Origin of the sequence: Magnetococcus sp. PR-3 (assembly GCF_036689865.1) — a bacterium.
Classification (GTDB): domain Bacteria; phylum Pseudomonadota; class Magnetococcia; order Magnetococcales; family Magnetococcaceae; genus Magnetococcus.
The window spans coordinates 345,900-361,532 of record NZ_JBAHUQ010000001.1 but is presented as its reverse complement, the minus strand read 5'-3'; the positions used below and the strand labels follow the sequence as shown (position 1 = coordinate 361,532).

Annotated in this window: 13 protein-coding genes; 12 read left to right on the top strand and 1 reads right to left on the bottom strand. The window is 50.5% G+C overall.

Annotation, left to right across the window (positions count from 1 at the left end):
• Positions 1–864, top strand: a complete 864-nt coding sequence (locus V5T57_RS01340) for an ABC transporter permease (protein WP_332889348.1) — start codon at positions 1–3, stop codon at positions 862–864.
• 15 nt (positions 865–879) lie between these two features.
• On the opposite strand, the gene V5T57_RS01335 is transcribed toward V5T57_RS01340, so the two are convergent.
• The gene (locus tag V5T57_RS01335) at positions 880–1,965 is read right to left on the bottom strand and encodes a glycosyltransferase family 4 protein (protein WP_332889347.1); all 1,086 of its coding nucleotides are present in this window, start codon (positions 1,963–1,965) and stop codon (positions 880–882) included.
• A gap of 243 nt (positions 1,966–2,208) precedes the next feature.
• Here V5T57_RS01335 and V5T57_RS01330 point away from each other — a divergent pair, with 243 nt between their 5' ends.
• The 11 genes from V5T57_RS01330 (at position 2,209) to V5T57_RS01280 (ending at position 15,445) form a co-directional block, all read left to right on the top strand.
• Entirely contained in the window at positions 2,209–3,042 is an 834-nt protein-coding gene (locus V5T57_RS01330) for an FkbM family methyltransferase (protein WP_332889346.1), read from the top strand.
• The gene (locus V5T57_RS01325; protein WP_332889345.1) at positions 3,039–4,292 is read left to right on the top strand and encodes a glycosyltransferase; all 1,254 of its coding nucleotides are present in this window, start codon (positions 3,039–3,041) and stop codon (positions 4,290–4,292) included. Before V5T57_RS01330 ends, V5T57_RS01325 begins: the two co-directional genes overlap by 4 nt.
• Before the next feature lie 3 nt (positions 4,293–4,295).
• Positions 4,296–5,618: a glycosyltransferase gene (locus V5T57_RS01320; RefSeq protein ID WP_332889344.1), complete on the top strand. Its 1,323-nt coding sequence runs from the start codon at positions 4,296–4,298 to the stop codon at positions 5,616–5,618.
• Between the two features lie 248 nt (positions 5,619–5,866).
• Positions 5,867–7,135, top strand: a complete 1,269-nt coding sequence (locus V5T57_RS01315) for an ABC transporter ATP-binding protein (protein ID WP_442918158.1) — start codon at positions 5,867–5,869, stop codon at positions 7,133–7,135.
• Positions 7,136–7,238: 103 nt separating this feature from the next.
• Positions 7,239–8,267, top strand: coding sequence for a Gfo/Idh/MocA family protein (locus V5T57_RS01310; RefSeq protein WP_332889342.1), 1,029 nt, complete (start codon positions 7,239–7,241; stop codon positions 8,265–8,267).
• Complete coding sequence (locus V5T57_RS01305; protein ID WP_332889341.1) at positions 8,251–8,736, top strand: acyltransferase; 486 nt, start codon at positions 8,251–8,253, stop codon at positions 8,734–8,736. The genes V5T57_RS01310 and V5T57_RS01305 overlap by 17 nt, the downstream gene beginning before the upstream one ends.
• Positions 8,737–8,741: 5 nt before the next feature.
• A complete protein-coding gene (locus V5T57_RS01300) occupies positions 8,742–9,836 on the top strand; it encodes a DegT/DnrJ/EryC1/StrS family aminotransferase (protein ID WP_332889340.1) in 1,095 nt (364 codons plus the stop codon).
• 33 nt (positions 9,837–9,869) lie between these two features.
• Positions 9,870–11,087 (top strand): glycosyltransferase family 4 protein, encoded by a 1,218-nt coding sequence (locus V5T57_RS01295; protein WP_332889339.1) that lies wholly within the window; start codon positions 9,870–9,872, stop codon positions 11,085–11,087.
• Between the two features lie 468 nt (positions 11,088–11,555).
• Entirely contained in the window at positions 11,556–12,506 is a 951-nt protein-coding gene (locus tag V5T57_RS01290; RefSeq protein WP_332889338.1) for an O-fucosyltransferase family protein, read from the top strand.
• 197 nt (positions 12,507–12,703) lie between these two features.
• Complete coding sequence (gene msbA, locus V5T57_RS01285; RefSeq protein WP_332889337.1) at positions 12,704–14,455, top strand: lipid A export permease/ATP-binding protein MsbA; 1,752 nt, start codon at positions 12,704–12,706, stop codon at positions 14,453–14,455.
• A gap of 3 nt (positions 14,456–14,458) precedes the next feature.
• The gene (locus V5T57_RS01280) at positions 14,459–15,445 is read left to right on the top strand and encodes an SGNH/GDSL hydrolase family protein (RefSeq protein ID WP_332889336.1); all 987 of its coding nucleotides are present in this window, start codon (positions 14,459–14,461) and stop codon (positions 15,443–15,445) included.
• Positions 15,446–15,633 lie beyond the last annotated feature (188 nt).

The following is a 15,633-nucleotide window of genomic DNA, read 5'->3' as shown; positions in this document are numbered from 1 at the left end:
ATGATGAAACAGCCTGAAGTGGAAAAACAGCCCTGGAGTTTGGTGATTACACCCAAACGGCGCTTGCTGGAGATTCCCGTTCGGGAGATATGGTATTACCGAGATCTGTTGCTTTTACTGGTACGGCGGGATTTTGTCGCGCTGTATAAGCAGACCATTCTAGGTCCGCTTTGGTTTTTGATCCAGCCTGTGCTCACAACTTTGATGTTCACACTGGTGTTTAACAAAATTGCCGGTCTCTCGACCGATGGTTTGCCTTCGGTGCTTTTTTATCTGGCGGGGGTAACCTGCTGGACCTATTTTTCAGAAACACTCACAAAGTCTTCTGAAACCTTTACGTTAAACGCCAATATCTTTGGCAAGGTCTACTTTCCTAGAATCATTGTGCCCCTCTCTATTGTGATCTCTAATTTGATCAAGTTTGGGGTGCAATTTACCCTGTTTTTAGCCTTTTTGGCCTACTATCTCTATCAAGGTAGCCCTGTGGCCCCCAACAAAGTGTTGTTGATCTTGCCTTTGTTGTTGCTGCTTATGGGGGGGCTAGGTTTGGGGATGGGGATGATTATCTCGGCCATGACCACAAAGTATCGTGATTTACGCTTTTTGCTGACCTTTGCGGTACAACTGTTTATGTACGCCACACCGGTGATCTATCCGCTCTCAACGTTGGATCAAAAATATCAGTGGATCTTGCTGCTTAACCCTGTTACCCCCATTATTGAGACCTTTCGCTACGGTTTTTTAGGCAATGGTTCGTATGAACCGTTCTACTTGGCTTACAGCTTTGCCTTTATGACCACGGTTCTGTTTGTTGCCATGGTTATTTTTAACCAGGTTGAAAAGAACTTTATGGATACAGTCTAGGGACGTTGCCTTTGCTTAAGGGTGCCATGGGGCAAACAGGGCTTTAACGCGTTGGGTAAAGGCTGGGAAGGCAAAGTAGCTTAAGGCTTCTGGCCTTTGGCGGGGTTGCTTCATGCTCTGTTCAATGGCATGGATCAGTTGATCTGTATCGGTTGGATCTACCAAAGGGCCTAATAAGCCGTCCCGCATCGCTTCACGGGTACCATCTGTCGTGCTGCCTATACTGGGGATGCCGCAAGCCATGGCCTCCAGTAACACAAAACCAAACCCCTCTCCACCACTGGGCATGGCATAACAGTCGGCCAGTAGGTAGTGGTCGGCTTTCTCTTTTTCATCAATATAGCCTGTAAACCTAACCTGCTGGGCAATGCCTAGGGCCTCGGCTTTTTCTTCCAGCCGCTGCCGGTCTGGACCATCTCCGACCACCATATAGATGATCGAATGCCCTTTTTCTTGGAGCTGGGATAACACTTCAAGAACTTCATCAAAGCCTTTGGCTCGCTGCTTAGAAACCAAACGCCCCATGGTCATCAGGACTTTCTCTTGATCAATCTTATAACGCTCTAAAAGATAGTTGGGTTTTTGATCCACCCGGTAATCGTCTAAATGGATGGCGTTGGGTAGAAGCAGGGCTTTATCCTTAATAGAGGGGGACCAATGCAGCAGGCGATCTGTGGTGGTTTGGCTGATGGAGATGAACCCAGCTAGTTGGTTTAAAGCCCAGCGGGTTAGGCCTCCCCCTGTGGGTTGCCAAACCTCAATCCCATAGCCCAGTAAGATCACAGGGGTACCGGTTAGGGTGCCCAGTATTTGGCTTAATGGGAGTAGGTTGATATGCCCACAGAGGATGAGATCATAATGGCCCCCAAAGAGGGCCTGGGACGTGGCGTGGCGCAGATAGCTGACTTTGCCCGAAAGCGCGCCGGTCTCAACCTGAATCTGTTCGGGTATGGGGCCAGGGTCATCTTGCTGGTTACGCAGCAGCAGGGTGATCTCACTGTGGGGGTAAGCGGCAACAAGGGCATCTAGCAGGTCACGGTTATATTGGGCAATACCTCCGCGGTTGCCGTAGGCATCTGTTAACAGGGCTAAAATGCGCATGATTGCTCCAGGTAGAAAAAAATAGGCTCCTGCTCATGAGAGCGGATATTCTGCCTGAAGTCAAAGGGGCCTGTCCATGGCGTGTGCATGACATGTGTTGAGGGTTGAAATCCCATGGTCAGAGTCCACCGGGGGCGTGCTGGAATGGATGCTGCATATTTTATTTCAAGCGCATAGAGATCGAGAATATGGCGCCTTAAAGAGCTATTGTCGGGCAGGGTTTTTATTGGGGAGTAATGTTGTATGGCCGGTTTGATCGAAAAAAGTGTCAACCTAATCCCTTGGTGGTTGAGGGACCATATTCGCAAAATTCCCTTTCTGGCTTGGTTGCAGCGTCGTCTGTTTAACCTGCTTCTTGCCAATAAATCCTTTGATTATCAAATTAATGCAGGCCCTGCTAAAGGTCTGTGGATGGCCATTGCCATGCCGGATGATAAATTGATCTGGACCGGTACTTGGGAAAAAGTTGTGGGGGAGACCATGGCCAGACTGGTGCCCCAACAAGGGGTGTGTCTGGATATTGGAAGTCATCGGGGGTTTATGGCGGGGATTATGGCCCTTAATGGGGCAAAAGCGGTCTACTGCTTTGAGCCGATGCCTGAAAATATTAAGCACCTTCAGCGCTTTAAACAGCTTAATGCTAAGCTTCCACTGCATCTTAAACCCTATGCTGTTGGGGGCCGTCAAGGGGAAGCAAGCTTCTCCATTATGAATGATAACAGCATGGGTAAACTGGCAGACTCGAGTTTTCAGAGTGGTCGGGATCATCAACAGGAGATTACGGTACAGGTCCGTCGCTTGGATGATTTGGTCCGGGTGGGTGAGATTGAACCGCCTCATTTGATGAAAGTCGATGTTGAAGGGGCGGAGATGGAGGTGCTTGAAGGGGCGGTTGAGACCATTGAACAGCACTTACCCATTATGATCGTGGAGGTGCACACCATGGATCTGGCGGTTGCTTGCGATGCTTGGCTTAAAGCGCGAGGTTATCAGGTTGAGGTGCTGGAGCGTGGTGAGCCTTTGGATGCCACTGTGCCTTACACGTTGTTCCATCTGCTGGGGATGCCACCTGCATGAGCCGAATTGTCATCATTTCAGGATTTCAAGTCATCAATAACCCTCGGGTCGCCAAAGAGGCTGCTGCGCTTGCGCAGGCGGGGCATGATGTTGAAGTTCTGGGTTCTATACTAGATCTCTCCAGTGCGCAAAGAACAGAGGCTTTGCTTCATGGTGCGCGGTGGCGTTACACCCCCATGGTGGATTTGGTTCAAGGCTCTTGGTTGGATCGTGCGCGATGGTTACGCGCGCGGTTACGGGTCAAAGGGGCTCAATGGTTACACCGCTTTTTGGGGTGGGAGAGTTCTGCTCAGTTAGGCTATTTTACCCGCCGACTTTTCCATTACGCGCATACCCGTCAAGCTGATCTGTATATTGTGCATCTGGAGCCCGCTTTGTGGGTGGGGGTCAAGTTGATGCAAGCGGGACACAAAGTCGCGATGGATGTGGAGGATTGGTATTCAGAAGATCTGCTCCCCGCCGACCGCGCCAAACGGCCCATGGGTAAAATGAAAGCCTATGAGGCCAAGTTACTGCAAGATGCTGCCTACGTGACCACCACATCTCAAGCGTTGAGCCAAGCTCTGGCGCGCGCCTATCAGGCAACCCCACCTGCTGTGGTCTATAATACGTTTCCCTGGGCAGAAAGAGATCTGCTGTGTGGAGAGGTGCTGGACCGTCAGGATCCTGAGTTGGTCTCGCTGGTTTGGTTCTCTCAAACCATCGGTCCAGGTCGCGGACTAGAGCAGTTAATGCAGGCCTTGCATGCGGTGACACAGCCTTTTGAGATTCACCTGAGGGGTAACCCTAGGCCGGGTATGGAGGCACAGCTTCGTGCGCTTGCCCCGGACTTTATGCAGCCACATATCTATTTTCATGGGGTGGTGCCACAGGCTCAATTGTTGGCACGTCTGGCTGAGCATGATATCGGCTTTTGTGGTGAGCTGAGTGACTGCCCCAGTCGTGATTTAACCATCACCAACAAGAGCATGGAGTATTTGCGCAGTGGTTTGGCGTTGGTGGCAAGTGATACCGCAGGCCAGAAGGAGTTGGCAGAGGCGGTGCCCCAAGCCTGTTTTGTTTATGAACAGAACCAGCCAACCTCACTGGCAAACGTGCTCAATATGTTACTCCCATCCCAAAAACGTCTACAGCAGGCCAAGCAAGCTTCCTTACAGGCCGCTATGGCAACCTATAGCTGGGAACAGGATGCCAAGGTGCTCTTGGAGCAGGTGCAAAAAGCACTCTCACAACCTTCTGCACAGGGGTGAAGTATGAAACGAGTTCTGTGCATCTCACCACACTTTCCCCCTTCCAATACCGCAGATATGCACCGCTTACGGACCAGCTTGCCCTATTTCGAGCAGTTTGGCTGGAAAGCAACAGTTTTGGCGGTACGTCCTGAAGATGTGGAGCAGTCAACCGACCCGTTATTAGAGGCGTCACTTCCTGAAGGGTGTGACGTGGTACGTGTTCGCGCATGGCCAGCCTCTTGGACCCGCCGTGTGGGGTTGGGTAATTTAGGGTTACGTGCGTTGTGGAGCCTGTTCTGGACGGGTTTACGACTTTTGCGCAGAGAAAAATATGATTTAATCTATATTTCGAGCACGGTTTTTCAAATGTTTATCCTGGCTAGATGGTGGCGAGCTTGGAGCGGTGTTCCCTATGTCTTGGATATTCAGGATCCTTGGTATAATCAATATTATGATGATAATCCCCAGGCCCGCCCGCCTAAATATTGGTTTATTCATACCCTGAACCGTTATATGGAACCCTATGTGATGAAGCGGGTGTCAGGCTTGATTGCGGTTTCCAAAGCCTATTTGGATGAGCTGGAGGTTCGGTATGCCCACTTGAAAAAAGTCCCTAAGCAGACTCTAACATTTGGTGCGGCCCAGGTTGATTGGACGGTGGCAGAGCAGGTGTCGAGTTCTGAAATCGAGCCTTTTCTGGCCCAGGCGACCAAACAGCCGTGTTTTAAAGGGGTCTATGTTGGGCGAGGTGGCCCAGATATGGAGAAGGCATTAGGTCTGGTCTTTAAAGCACTGCTGTTGGGGAAACAGAAACAGCCCGCGTTGTTTGATCGGGTGCACCTAACCTTTGTGGGTACCGACTATGCCCCCAAAGGGCGTGAAAAAAAACGTGTTGAGCCCTTGGCAGAAGCCTTTGGGGTTGCCGAACATGTGCAGGAGTTCCCGCTACGCATTCCATATTTTCATGCGCTTAGCCTGCTTCAGAAAGCTGATTTTTTGGTGATCGTCGGATCGGATGATCCCAGTTACTCGGCTTCAAAAATTTATGCGCAACTGCTGGCTAAGATTCCGATTCTATTGGTGTTTCATGAGCAGAGTGGGGTTGTTGAGGTGGTTAAAAAAGTAGGCGGTGTCTCCCTTGTGACCTTTTCAGAAGCTCAAGGCCACACGGAAGTTGAACTGCTTGAAAAATGGCAAGAGATGTTGCAATCCCTGCCGTATACGCCTGAGACCAACTGGGATGCCTTTGAGCACTACTCAGCACGAGAAATGACGCGCCACCAATGTATGCTTTTTGAAGAGAGCCTTGCCGCGCACCAAACGGACACCCATGGATCATCCTAACCGGTCTGTTTATGGACAGGTCATGGTTAAAAAAACCTTAGGCAGTCCCCATGGTTGTACATGCCTGCTTACGGCTTGTTCGGTACGGTTTAGATCGGTGCAAACCGTCAATGATGGGTTTAAGGGTAGTCTGGGTGGAATGAATGATGCAGATGAATGGAAGCGTGTGTTTTTGTTTATGAAGGTGGCATTTTTAGCCAAATGTTTTTCTTAAAAGGTGGTCTGCAGTGACGGAACATAGCCTGGTGATGGAAGGGGTCTCAAAGCTGTATCGCCTAGGTGAGGTAGGTACCGGTACGCTCTCTCATGATCTTAACCGGTGGTTTGCCAAACTTTTGGGAAAAGAAGACCCTTTTAAAAAACTAGGCCAAACCAATAACCGCGCCCAGGCTGGTGGTGAGTTTGTCTGGGCTTTGCAGGATATTAACCTGCAAATTCCCAAAGGGGGTATTGTCGGGATTATTGGTAAAAACGGTGCCGGAAAATCCACGTTATTGAAGTTACTTTCACGGGTAACGGCCCCAACAGAAGGCGAAATATTCATTCAAGGTCGTATCGCCAGTCTTTTAGAGGTGGGAACGGGGTTCCATCCTGAGTTGACAGGCCGTGAGAATATCTTTCTTAACGGCGCCATATTAGGTATGCAAAAAGAAGAGATTCAAAAGAAGTTTGATCAAATTGTTGAATTTTCAGGGGTTGCTAAATATATCGATACGCCCGTCAAGCGTTACTCCTCTGGCATGCATGTTCGCTTGGCTTTTGCGGTGGCGGCCCATTTAGAGCCTGATGTTCTCATTGTGGATGAGGTGCTGGCTGTTGGTGATGCTGAATTTCAGGCCAAATGCTTGGGTAAGATGAAAGATGCCAGTGATGGCGAGGGCAGAACCGTGCTCTTTGTGAGCCATAACCTGGGTGCCGTCAAACAGTTATGCCCGCATTCGATCTTAATGGAGCAAGGTCGGATTGTGATGCAGGGGGAGACGTCAGATGTCATCAACCGTTATCTAAATGATGGGGGGAGTGATGACCGGGTCGTGGTTTGGTCCGACGAAGACGCCCCTAAAAAGCATGAGGTGGTTTTGCATGCCTTGCGTATTTTGGATCATAACGGCCGAGAGGATACCCTGTTGGCCACGGAAAACCCCGTCATCGCTGAGATTGAATATACCCTGCAGGAAGATATCCGTAATTTGCGTATTACCTTAACGGTTTCATCCGGTGATGGTGTTAATATTTTCTGTACCAGTGATTTTCTTTTTCAAAACCCAGAACGTCTGCGCCCCAAAGGGCGTTATAAGAGTGTTTGCCACATTCCAGGTGAGTTGATGAACTTGGGCACCTATGAAGCCAGTGTCAATATGGAGGTTCCCATGGAGCGTGGTATCATTATGGATCAAAGGGTTAACTTTACCTATCACGAGCTTTCGGTTAACCAGTTGGGTCGTACCCGTGGCGCAAAACCGCCAGGCTTGCTTCACCCTTTACTGGCGTGGGAAATTCACCCTGCAGAGCGTTAAACCTGCATCTGGTTGGTTATGGTCTGAGCTGTGACATTACGTTGGATGCCGGTTCAGGCCTAAGTAAAAAACAGAATTAACTCTGAGTAAGTGTGGTGTTGAGATGCCTGGTCCCTTAAAATTTGCCATCGTTGGTTGTGGGCGTATTGCTCAGCGACATCTTGAGCATATTCAAAGCCATGGCCAGTTGGTTGCTGTATGCGATGTGGTGCCCGAAAAGGCCAATACCTTGGTGCAAGGGCTACAGGCACAGGCTTTTACAGAGATTGATGCGATGTTTGAACAGATGGGGGATGAGATCGATGTGGTCTCCATCTGCACACCCAACGGTTTGCATGCCCAACATACCTTGCGGGCATTTGCAGCGGGTTGCCATGTGTTGTGTGAAAAACCGATGGCGATCTCTGTAGCCGATTGTGGGGAGATGATTAAAGCAGGGGAACGTGCCAATAAGCGCTTGTTTGTGGTTAAACAGAACCGCTATAACCCCCCCGTTGTGGCTATTAAACAGCTGATTGATGAAGGTAAACTGGGGCGGGTCTACAGTGTGCAGTTAAGCTGCTTTTGGAACCGTAATGCTCAGTATTATGAAAAAGATACCTGGAAGGGCAGTAAAGAGCTGGATGGTGGTTGTTTGTATACACAGTTCAGCCATTTTATTGATCTGCTCTACTATATGGTGGGGGATGTTAAACAAGCTTTAGCGCTGACCCAGAATTTTTGCCATCAGCAGAATGTGGAATTTGAAGATGCGGGGGTGGTGGCGCTGGGTTTTCATAATGGGGCGTTGGGTACGGTTAACTTTACCATTAATAGCTACGGTAAAAATATGGAGGGCTCTTTGACACTGTTTTGTGAAAAGGGCAGTGTCAAAATTGGTGGGCAATATTTGAATGAGTTGGAGTATCAAAATATTGAAGATCACCTGGTGGAAGGGTTGCCTGAGGGGCGTCCACCCAATCAATATGGCCACTATGTGGGCTCGATGTCCAACCATGGCGCGGTCTATAATAATCTGGTCAGTGTGCTGACCGGGCAAGGGGTGATTGGTACTGCTGGTTTTGAAGGGCTGAAGACCGTGGAGATTATTGATAAAATTTATACGGCGGCCAAGCATGGCTGCCACGTTTAAACAGGTTGGTATTAAAGATGTCGTGTTTGGTGATCAGGTTGTCGTGATCGAACCTGCCAACTTATATGGTTGCCATATAGGTGATCATAGCTTTGTGGGGCCTTTTGTTGAGATCCAAAAAGGGGTCACCATTGGCAAACGCTGCCGTGTTCAATCCCACGCCTTTATCTGTGAACTGGTGAGCATGGGGGATGACTGCTTCATCTCCCACGGTGCCATGTTTGTAAATGACCTGTTTGCCCAGGGTGGCCCGGCAGGGGGGGATGTGAGCCAATGGAAGGCAACCCGGTTAGGTAGTCATGTCTCTATCGGGACCCATGCAACGGTGCTGCCGGTGACCATTTGTGATCATGTGGTGATTGGGGCGGGTGCTGTGGTGACAAAAGATATTGAACAGCCAGGTGTTTATGCAGGTAATCCGGCCCGTTTGATTCGTCCTTTAACGCTAGAATCAACTTCAATTGAGTAAGTGCCATGCAGTTTGTTGATCTTCTCGCTCAGCATCGATCCATTCAAGCTTCTTTGGATGCCGCCATCGATCATGTTATTACCACTTCATCTTTTATTCGGGGTCCTCATGTCGAGGCCTTTGAAGCTGGCTTTGCCCAGATGATGGGGGTAAAACACTGCGTCTCGTGCGGTAATGGTACCGATGCACTCTATATTGCCATGCATGCGCTGGGTTTGGACGCTGGGGATGAGGTCATTACCACAGCACATAGCTGGATTGCGACCAGTGAAACCATTACCCAAGCCGGTGGGCAGGTGGTTTTTTGTGATACAGAAGCCGACTATTTTTGTCTGGATGTTGAAAAACTGGCTGAAAAAATAACCCCCAAAACCCGTGGCATTATTGCTGTCCATCTGTATGGTCAGCCTGCCAACATGCCCGCTATTATGGCGTTGGCAAAAAAACACAATTTATGGGTGATTGAAGATGCGGCTCAGGCACACTTGGCTGAGCTGGACGGCCAAGTGGTGGGGAGCTTTGGGGATGTGGCAACCTTCTCCTTTTATCCGGGTAAAAATTTAGGGGCCATGGGGGACGCTGGGTGTTTGATTACCAACCAGGAGAAGCTGGCAGATCATGCCCGTTTGTTTGCCCGCCATGGGGGGAAGAACAATCATCAAATTGAGGGTATAAACAGCCGGATGGATGGGTTGCAGGCTGCTGTGCTCAATGTGAAAATGCCCCGTTTGGAGGGGTGGACCAAAGCACGGGAAGCTCTGGCTCAACGCTATGATGAAGCGTTGGTAGATCTTGCAGCCGTACAGACGCCGCAACGTCGTGGGGATTGTCGGCATGTGTATCATCTTTATGTGGTGCGTGCTCAGCAACGGGATGAACTACGGGCTTACCTCTCTAGCCTAGATATTCCCACCGCCATTAACTATCCCCAAGCACTGCCGTTTTACCCAGCCTATGCCCATTTGGGACATGTTCCAGCGGACTTCCCTGTGGCTTATGACCATGCACAGAGTATCCTTTCCCTTCCCATGCACCCTTACCTTAGTCAAGAGGATCAAGATCGTGTGGTGGAAAGTATGTATGCTTTTTATGCGCAGTAAATCAGATCGCGTCATCCTACAAAGGGGTAGGGTATGGCCCAAACTGATACCATGATTCGTCTGGCCATCGTATCCAGTCATCCCATTCAATATAACGCCCCCTTTTTTAAACATCTCAGCGCTCTACCTGAGATTGATCTACATGTTTTCTATAGCTGGCACGGTACGGCTGGGCAGAAAGATCCTGAGTTTGGCGAGACGATCCAGTGGGATATTCCGCTGCTTGAAGGGTATGCTCACCACTTTGTAGAAAACCATTCCAAAGACCCCGGAACCCACCATTTTAATGGTCTACACAATCCTGACATGGTGCCAGACCTTAAGGCCTGGAAGCCGGATGTTATTCTAATCTACGGCTGGCCCTTTCGTACCCATATAGGGGTTATGCGCTACTTTAAAGGGCGTGTACCTATTCTGTTTAGGGGGGATTCCAACCTGCTGTCCAGTGGTGGTTTTTTTAACTATAAAAGACGGGTGGTGCCTTGGCTTCGACACTGGGTTTTGCGTGGGGTCTACCGATATGTGGATGGCGTTTTACCTGTTGGTCAGCATAACGATGACTATTTTCGGGCCTTTCGCCTAGCTGAAGAGCGGCGTTTTTTTGTACCACATATGGTAGATAACCAACGCTTTGCAAAAGATCATGAGGCACGAACCGCTGAAGCACTGCAACGAAGGCGTCAGTTCGGTATAGGTGATGATGATGTTGTTGTGTTGTTTGCGGGTAAATTTGTTGATCACAAGCAGCCTCTACCCTTGTTGAAAGCGGTTCAGGCTGCCAATGCTCAATGTGGCGGCGGTTTGCACCTGCTGTTTGTGGGCAATGGTGTTCTGAAAGAGGCACTACAACAGCAGGCCCAAGGTGATGCCGCCATCCACTTTATGGATACAGCCAATCAACAATTTATGCCGACTGTCTACCGCATGGGAGATGTGATGGCACTACCCTCACGTTCCGAAACCTGGGGGTTGGCGGTGAATGAAGCGATGGCTTGTCAGAGGCCTGTCCTGGTTAGTAGCCGGGTAGGGTGTGCCCCTGATCTGGTGGTGCATGGTGAAACCGGTTTTCACTATACCTATGGTGAAGAGTCTCAAATCAGTACCATCCTGGCCGCTTTATCGGGTCAACGGCAGGCGCTGTTACAGATGGGGGAGGTGGGGTATCAACGCATCAAACAGTGGTCGTTTGAGCAAGGGGGCGTGGCGTTATTAAAAGCGCTACATGGGTTGCTGCGTTTAGGGCCTCGTTAACGGTTGCAACCGAGGGTACGGTTTATACTGGTAGGTGCTGGCGTGGGTCTGTAGAGAGAGCCCTGATTCATCCATACCATGGTTGAAGGGGTGCTTGCTTTGAAAGGGGCAGGGTGGCGTGTCTGGCTTGTTGTGCGCGGAACAGGGTGTAAAGAGGTTAAAGAGGGGTAGGGCGAGTTATACCCCTTGAGCGGGTTCCAGAGCGGGCGGTGTTGAATGGGGCTCGAATTTTCATTGAACGCGCGAAGCGCTGCTCTATAACATACTGTTAATGGCCCTGCCTTAAACCCTTAGGTGTGTGAGTGCCCTTTTTTTCATGCACGGAGATCTTTGTGTCTCGTCCCTCATGTATGGCAGCTTTTAAAGGGTGATTCCGGCGTTTTAAGGTCTTTTTGACATCTGTATCGGGATGTTTTGAGATGGCGCCCGCACTGGCGATGGGTCTGTTATCAGGAAGAAGGTATCTTCATGTGGTTTAAAAGAATTGTGAGCAGCAATTATACAGGCCTTTGTAATCGTTTAGAGGGGTTGGTGCTCTGCTTTGCCTGTGAGGATCAGTTTGGACATCAAGTCTGTATCGACTGGCCTGAGATGGATATGCTTGAGATCGAAGGGGCTCGGACGTGGCGTTATAACCCCATTGATAAGTGGATGGGGCTTAAAATACGGGACCCTTCTGCGGAGCTTTATCATCAACTGGGTAAGCATCGGGTCTTAATTCAACGGGGCACGGTTGGTGGGGATCCTGATGTGCTGGATCGTTACCTGCGACCGGCCATGGACCGGGTACGGTTGAAGGCCGCGGGGCGGGCAAGGTTACGTGAACTGTTTGCCCATGCGGGTGATGCGGTGGTGGTTGGGGTGCATATCCGACGGGGGGATTTTCAGCAAGGTGACCCTTCCCGCTATGATATTCACGCCACCCGTCATCCCCAGGTTCCTCTGTGGTGGTACCAGCACGCCATGGCGCAGATGAAAAAACGCTATGGTCAGGTGGCTTTTTTTCTAAGCCATAATAATCTCAGCTCTGAAGAAGAGGCGCTTTTACGCCAGGAATTTCAAGTTTTACCCTCATTGGCCACGGGCTCCTTTAATGCTGGAGGCGGCCACGCCTCGGCCTCCAACCCGGTTTTGGATCTGTTTGCCTTAGCCACCACACCTGTGGTGATTGCCACCCCCATGTCCAGCTTTTCTCACTATGCGGCCAATGTTTTGGGGCCAGCAAGTCTGGCCATTCAACCCTTGCCTGTGATGTCACAAGAGAAGCCCGGTTTTGGCATGAGTACCCTCTACAACCAGCGTGTTCCGGCTTGGTTTGATAGTCTGCGTGATGGGGGTAACTTTCAACCTATTGAATCACTGGATGATATGCCTGATCTGGAGCACAATCTCTTTTTGGATTGGCTCGATCATCACTAAGTTAGGGTGGGGGCTGCCAAGGTGTTTGGCAAGTGTTGCGCACCGTTTGCAGAATAAGCCCATATCATCGTACGAGACCGGAAGGTCGCCTAAGTCTTAATCATGTGCAGCTTAAGGGGTGGCGTGCTAGGATATGGGCTTTTCTGGCTAAGGCCTTTTAGTACTGCAGGGCCATACTCTGTAAGGTTGATTTTACTGTGCAACGAGATACCCAGCTTATCCGTCGTCTTTTGTCGCTCATCTGGCCTTTCCGCTGGTATTTGATCATTGCATTGCTCTGTATGGGGACGTTGGCTGGCACCAATGGGGCCATCGCCTTTATGGTGCAGCCCTTGGTTGACGATGTCTTTATGGAGAAGGATGCCGCCCTGGTTACGCTTATTCCCCTGGTGGTTATGGGGATCTTTATCGTTCGTGGGGTCTCCTTTTTTCTGCAATCTTACCTGATGAAAAGTTTGGGCTTTAAGATTGTTCGCCTGCTTCAAGTGCGTCTGTATAAAAAAATTCTGCATTTGGATATGGAGCGCTTTAGCTCAGAGCCAACCGGTAGTTTTATCTCCCGTATGATTTTTGATATTGACCAGCTAAAGCGGGTTGTCTCTACCTCTTTGGCGGATATCAGTCGTGAAGTTCTAACCGTTTTCTTTCTGTTTGGTGTGGTGATCTATCGGGCCGCTGAGCTCGCTTGGGTTTCGGTGTTAGGGGTGCCTCTAGCGGTGGTCCTGATCTACATCTTTGGCCGCAAAATGCGCAAGATCAGCCGTCGTCAGCAAGAGTTGATGGAGGATGTGACCAGCCATCTGGAGGAGACCATTGCCGGGGTGAAGGTGGTAAAAGCCTATAGCATGGAAGGCTACGAGCATGGGGTGTTTCGGCGGATCAGTCAGCGTGTGCTAAAGAATAATCTTCGCTCAGCCTTTATCGATTCGATCTCCAAGCCCTCTATTGATATGGTGGCGGGTATTGCCATCTCCCTGGTTGTTCTTACCTCTGCCCACGCCATTGTTAATGGGGAGACGACACCGGGTACACTCTTCTCCTTTTTAACCGCTTTAATGATGGCCTATAGCCCCCTAAAGCGCATCACCATGCTCTACAATGGTCTGCAAACCGGGTTGGCTGCTGCACAGCGTGTTTTTGAGCGTTTGGATCAAGAGCCCTTCATTGCCAATGCGGAAGGGGCCGGTAAGTTAAAGCCTTTGTCCCAGGAGCTGCGTTTTGAACAGCTCGGTTTTCACTATCAAGAGAGTGAAGGCCCTGTTCTGCATGAGATTGATCTGCATGTTAAGGTGGGAGAAAAAGTCGCGCTGGTGGGGCAGAGTGGTTGTGGTAAAAGCACCTTGGCCAACCTTGTACCCCGTTTTTATGAGGCCCAGCAGGGGCGGATTACCTTTGATGGGGTGGATATTCGTGATGTCACCATGAAATCTCTGCGCCAGCAGATTGCCATGGTGACCCAAGAGAATGTGCTCTTTAATGACAGTATTCGCAACAATGTGGCCTATGGCAAGTTAAGGGCCAGTGAAGATGAGGTGTGGGAAGCGCTGGCGGCGGCCAATGCCAAAGCCTTTGTTCAGCAGCTGCCCGATGGCTTGGATACCATGATTGGTAATAAAGGGGCTAAGCTCTCAGGTGGCCAGAGGCAGCGTATTGCCATTGCCAGAGCCTTGCTCAAACCCGCTTCTGTATTGATTTTGGATGAAGCGACCAGTGCGTTGGATAGTGAAAGTGAGCAGTTGGTGCAGGAGGCGCTGGATCGGCTGATGTCTCAGTACACCACGCTGGTTATTGCCCACCGTCTTTCGACCATTCGCAATGCTGACCGCATTGTGGTGATGCATGAAGGGCGTATTGTTGAGGTGGGCAATCATGAGACCCTGCTGGCCCATGGGGGAACCTATGCCAAGCTGTGTGAGATCCAGTTTGATACCCAGATGAAAAAGGGTTAAGCGGTGTGGTCTGTGATTAAAAGCTACGTTTCTCCCTTGGTGCTGGGGCTTGTGCTGCTGTTGGTGGTGGTGGAGGTGGCGGTAGATATCTTTGCCGCCTCGAGCAAGCAGGGGCGCTTTAGTTATGGGTATGATGAGGCTTCTGGGCTGAAAATTGAGGATGGCCAAGCCAAGCTGTATCGTACCGGTGGTCGCCGCTACCGTTCCCAGACATTTCCTTTGAAGAGCACGGCCCTACGTGTGGCCGTGGTTGGGGATTCGGTCCCAAGGGGGAATGGCCTCGGCAGCAGTTATGCTAAGCAGATTGAACCCGCATTGGCCGCCCACGGTGTTCAGGCACAGGGTATTAATGCCGCGGTTGCGGGGCAGGGGGCACGACGGCTGGCCCCCATTGTTTCCCAAATGATCCGGCTTAATAGTGACTGGGTTGTTTATCATTTAAATAGCTCCAATGAGTTTGAAGATGAGCGTGAGTGGAAGCGGGCCCAAGCCTTTACGGGGTGGAGCCCGGACAATTGGTTGATGAAGAGCTTTGTGGTGCGCCGGCTCTATGAAGCCAAAACGGAGCAGGTTTACTGGAAGTGGCTACCCAGAGCTCTGCGTGCCAGCCAAGTCGTGAGCGATGCCGATGCGGAAGTGCGGGCTATGACCAACCCACAGACCGTGGCCCGCTGGAACAAACGTTTGGCCCGCGTGACGGCGCAGACCGTTGAAAAGATGGTGGCTTCAGGTGTGAAGGTGATTTTAGTGGTGCAGGCCATCCGAGACCGTTCCAAGCCTGAGGGGCAGCGTTTGCAAGCGATTGATCATTTGGAAGTGTTGGCCAGTAGTCTGGCTGAAAAACATGATCAGGTGCAGGTTCTCTCCATGTACCATCTGTTCAAAGGTGAAAACCCAGATACCCTTTTTAAAGATGGCACCCACATGAAAAATCTTGGACATGAAAAAATGGCTCAGGCGCTGGCACAGCGTATTGTTCAAACCCCCTAGGGCGTGGGTCTGTTTTTCCTGCGTGGGCACTTGTGGGGGTGTGTAGGGTGTTGCTATACTTGCAGCGCCTGTGTCGCTTAGGTTTTTTGGATGCCCCTGGGGTGTGATCGTACAGGGTGATGCATCGCGGCACGGGGTAGGGCTCTACCTGAGAGGTTGAGCCTTTAATGATTTTGGAAATCAGGTAG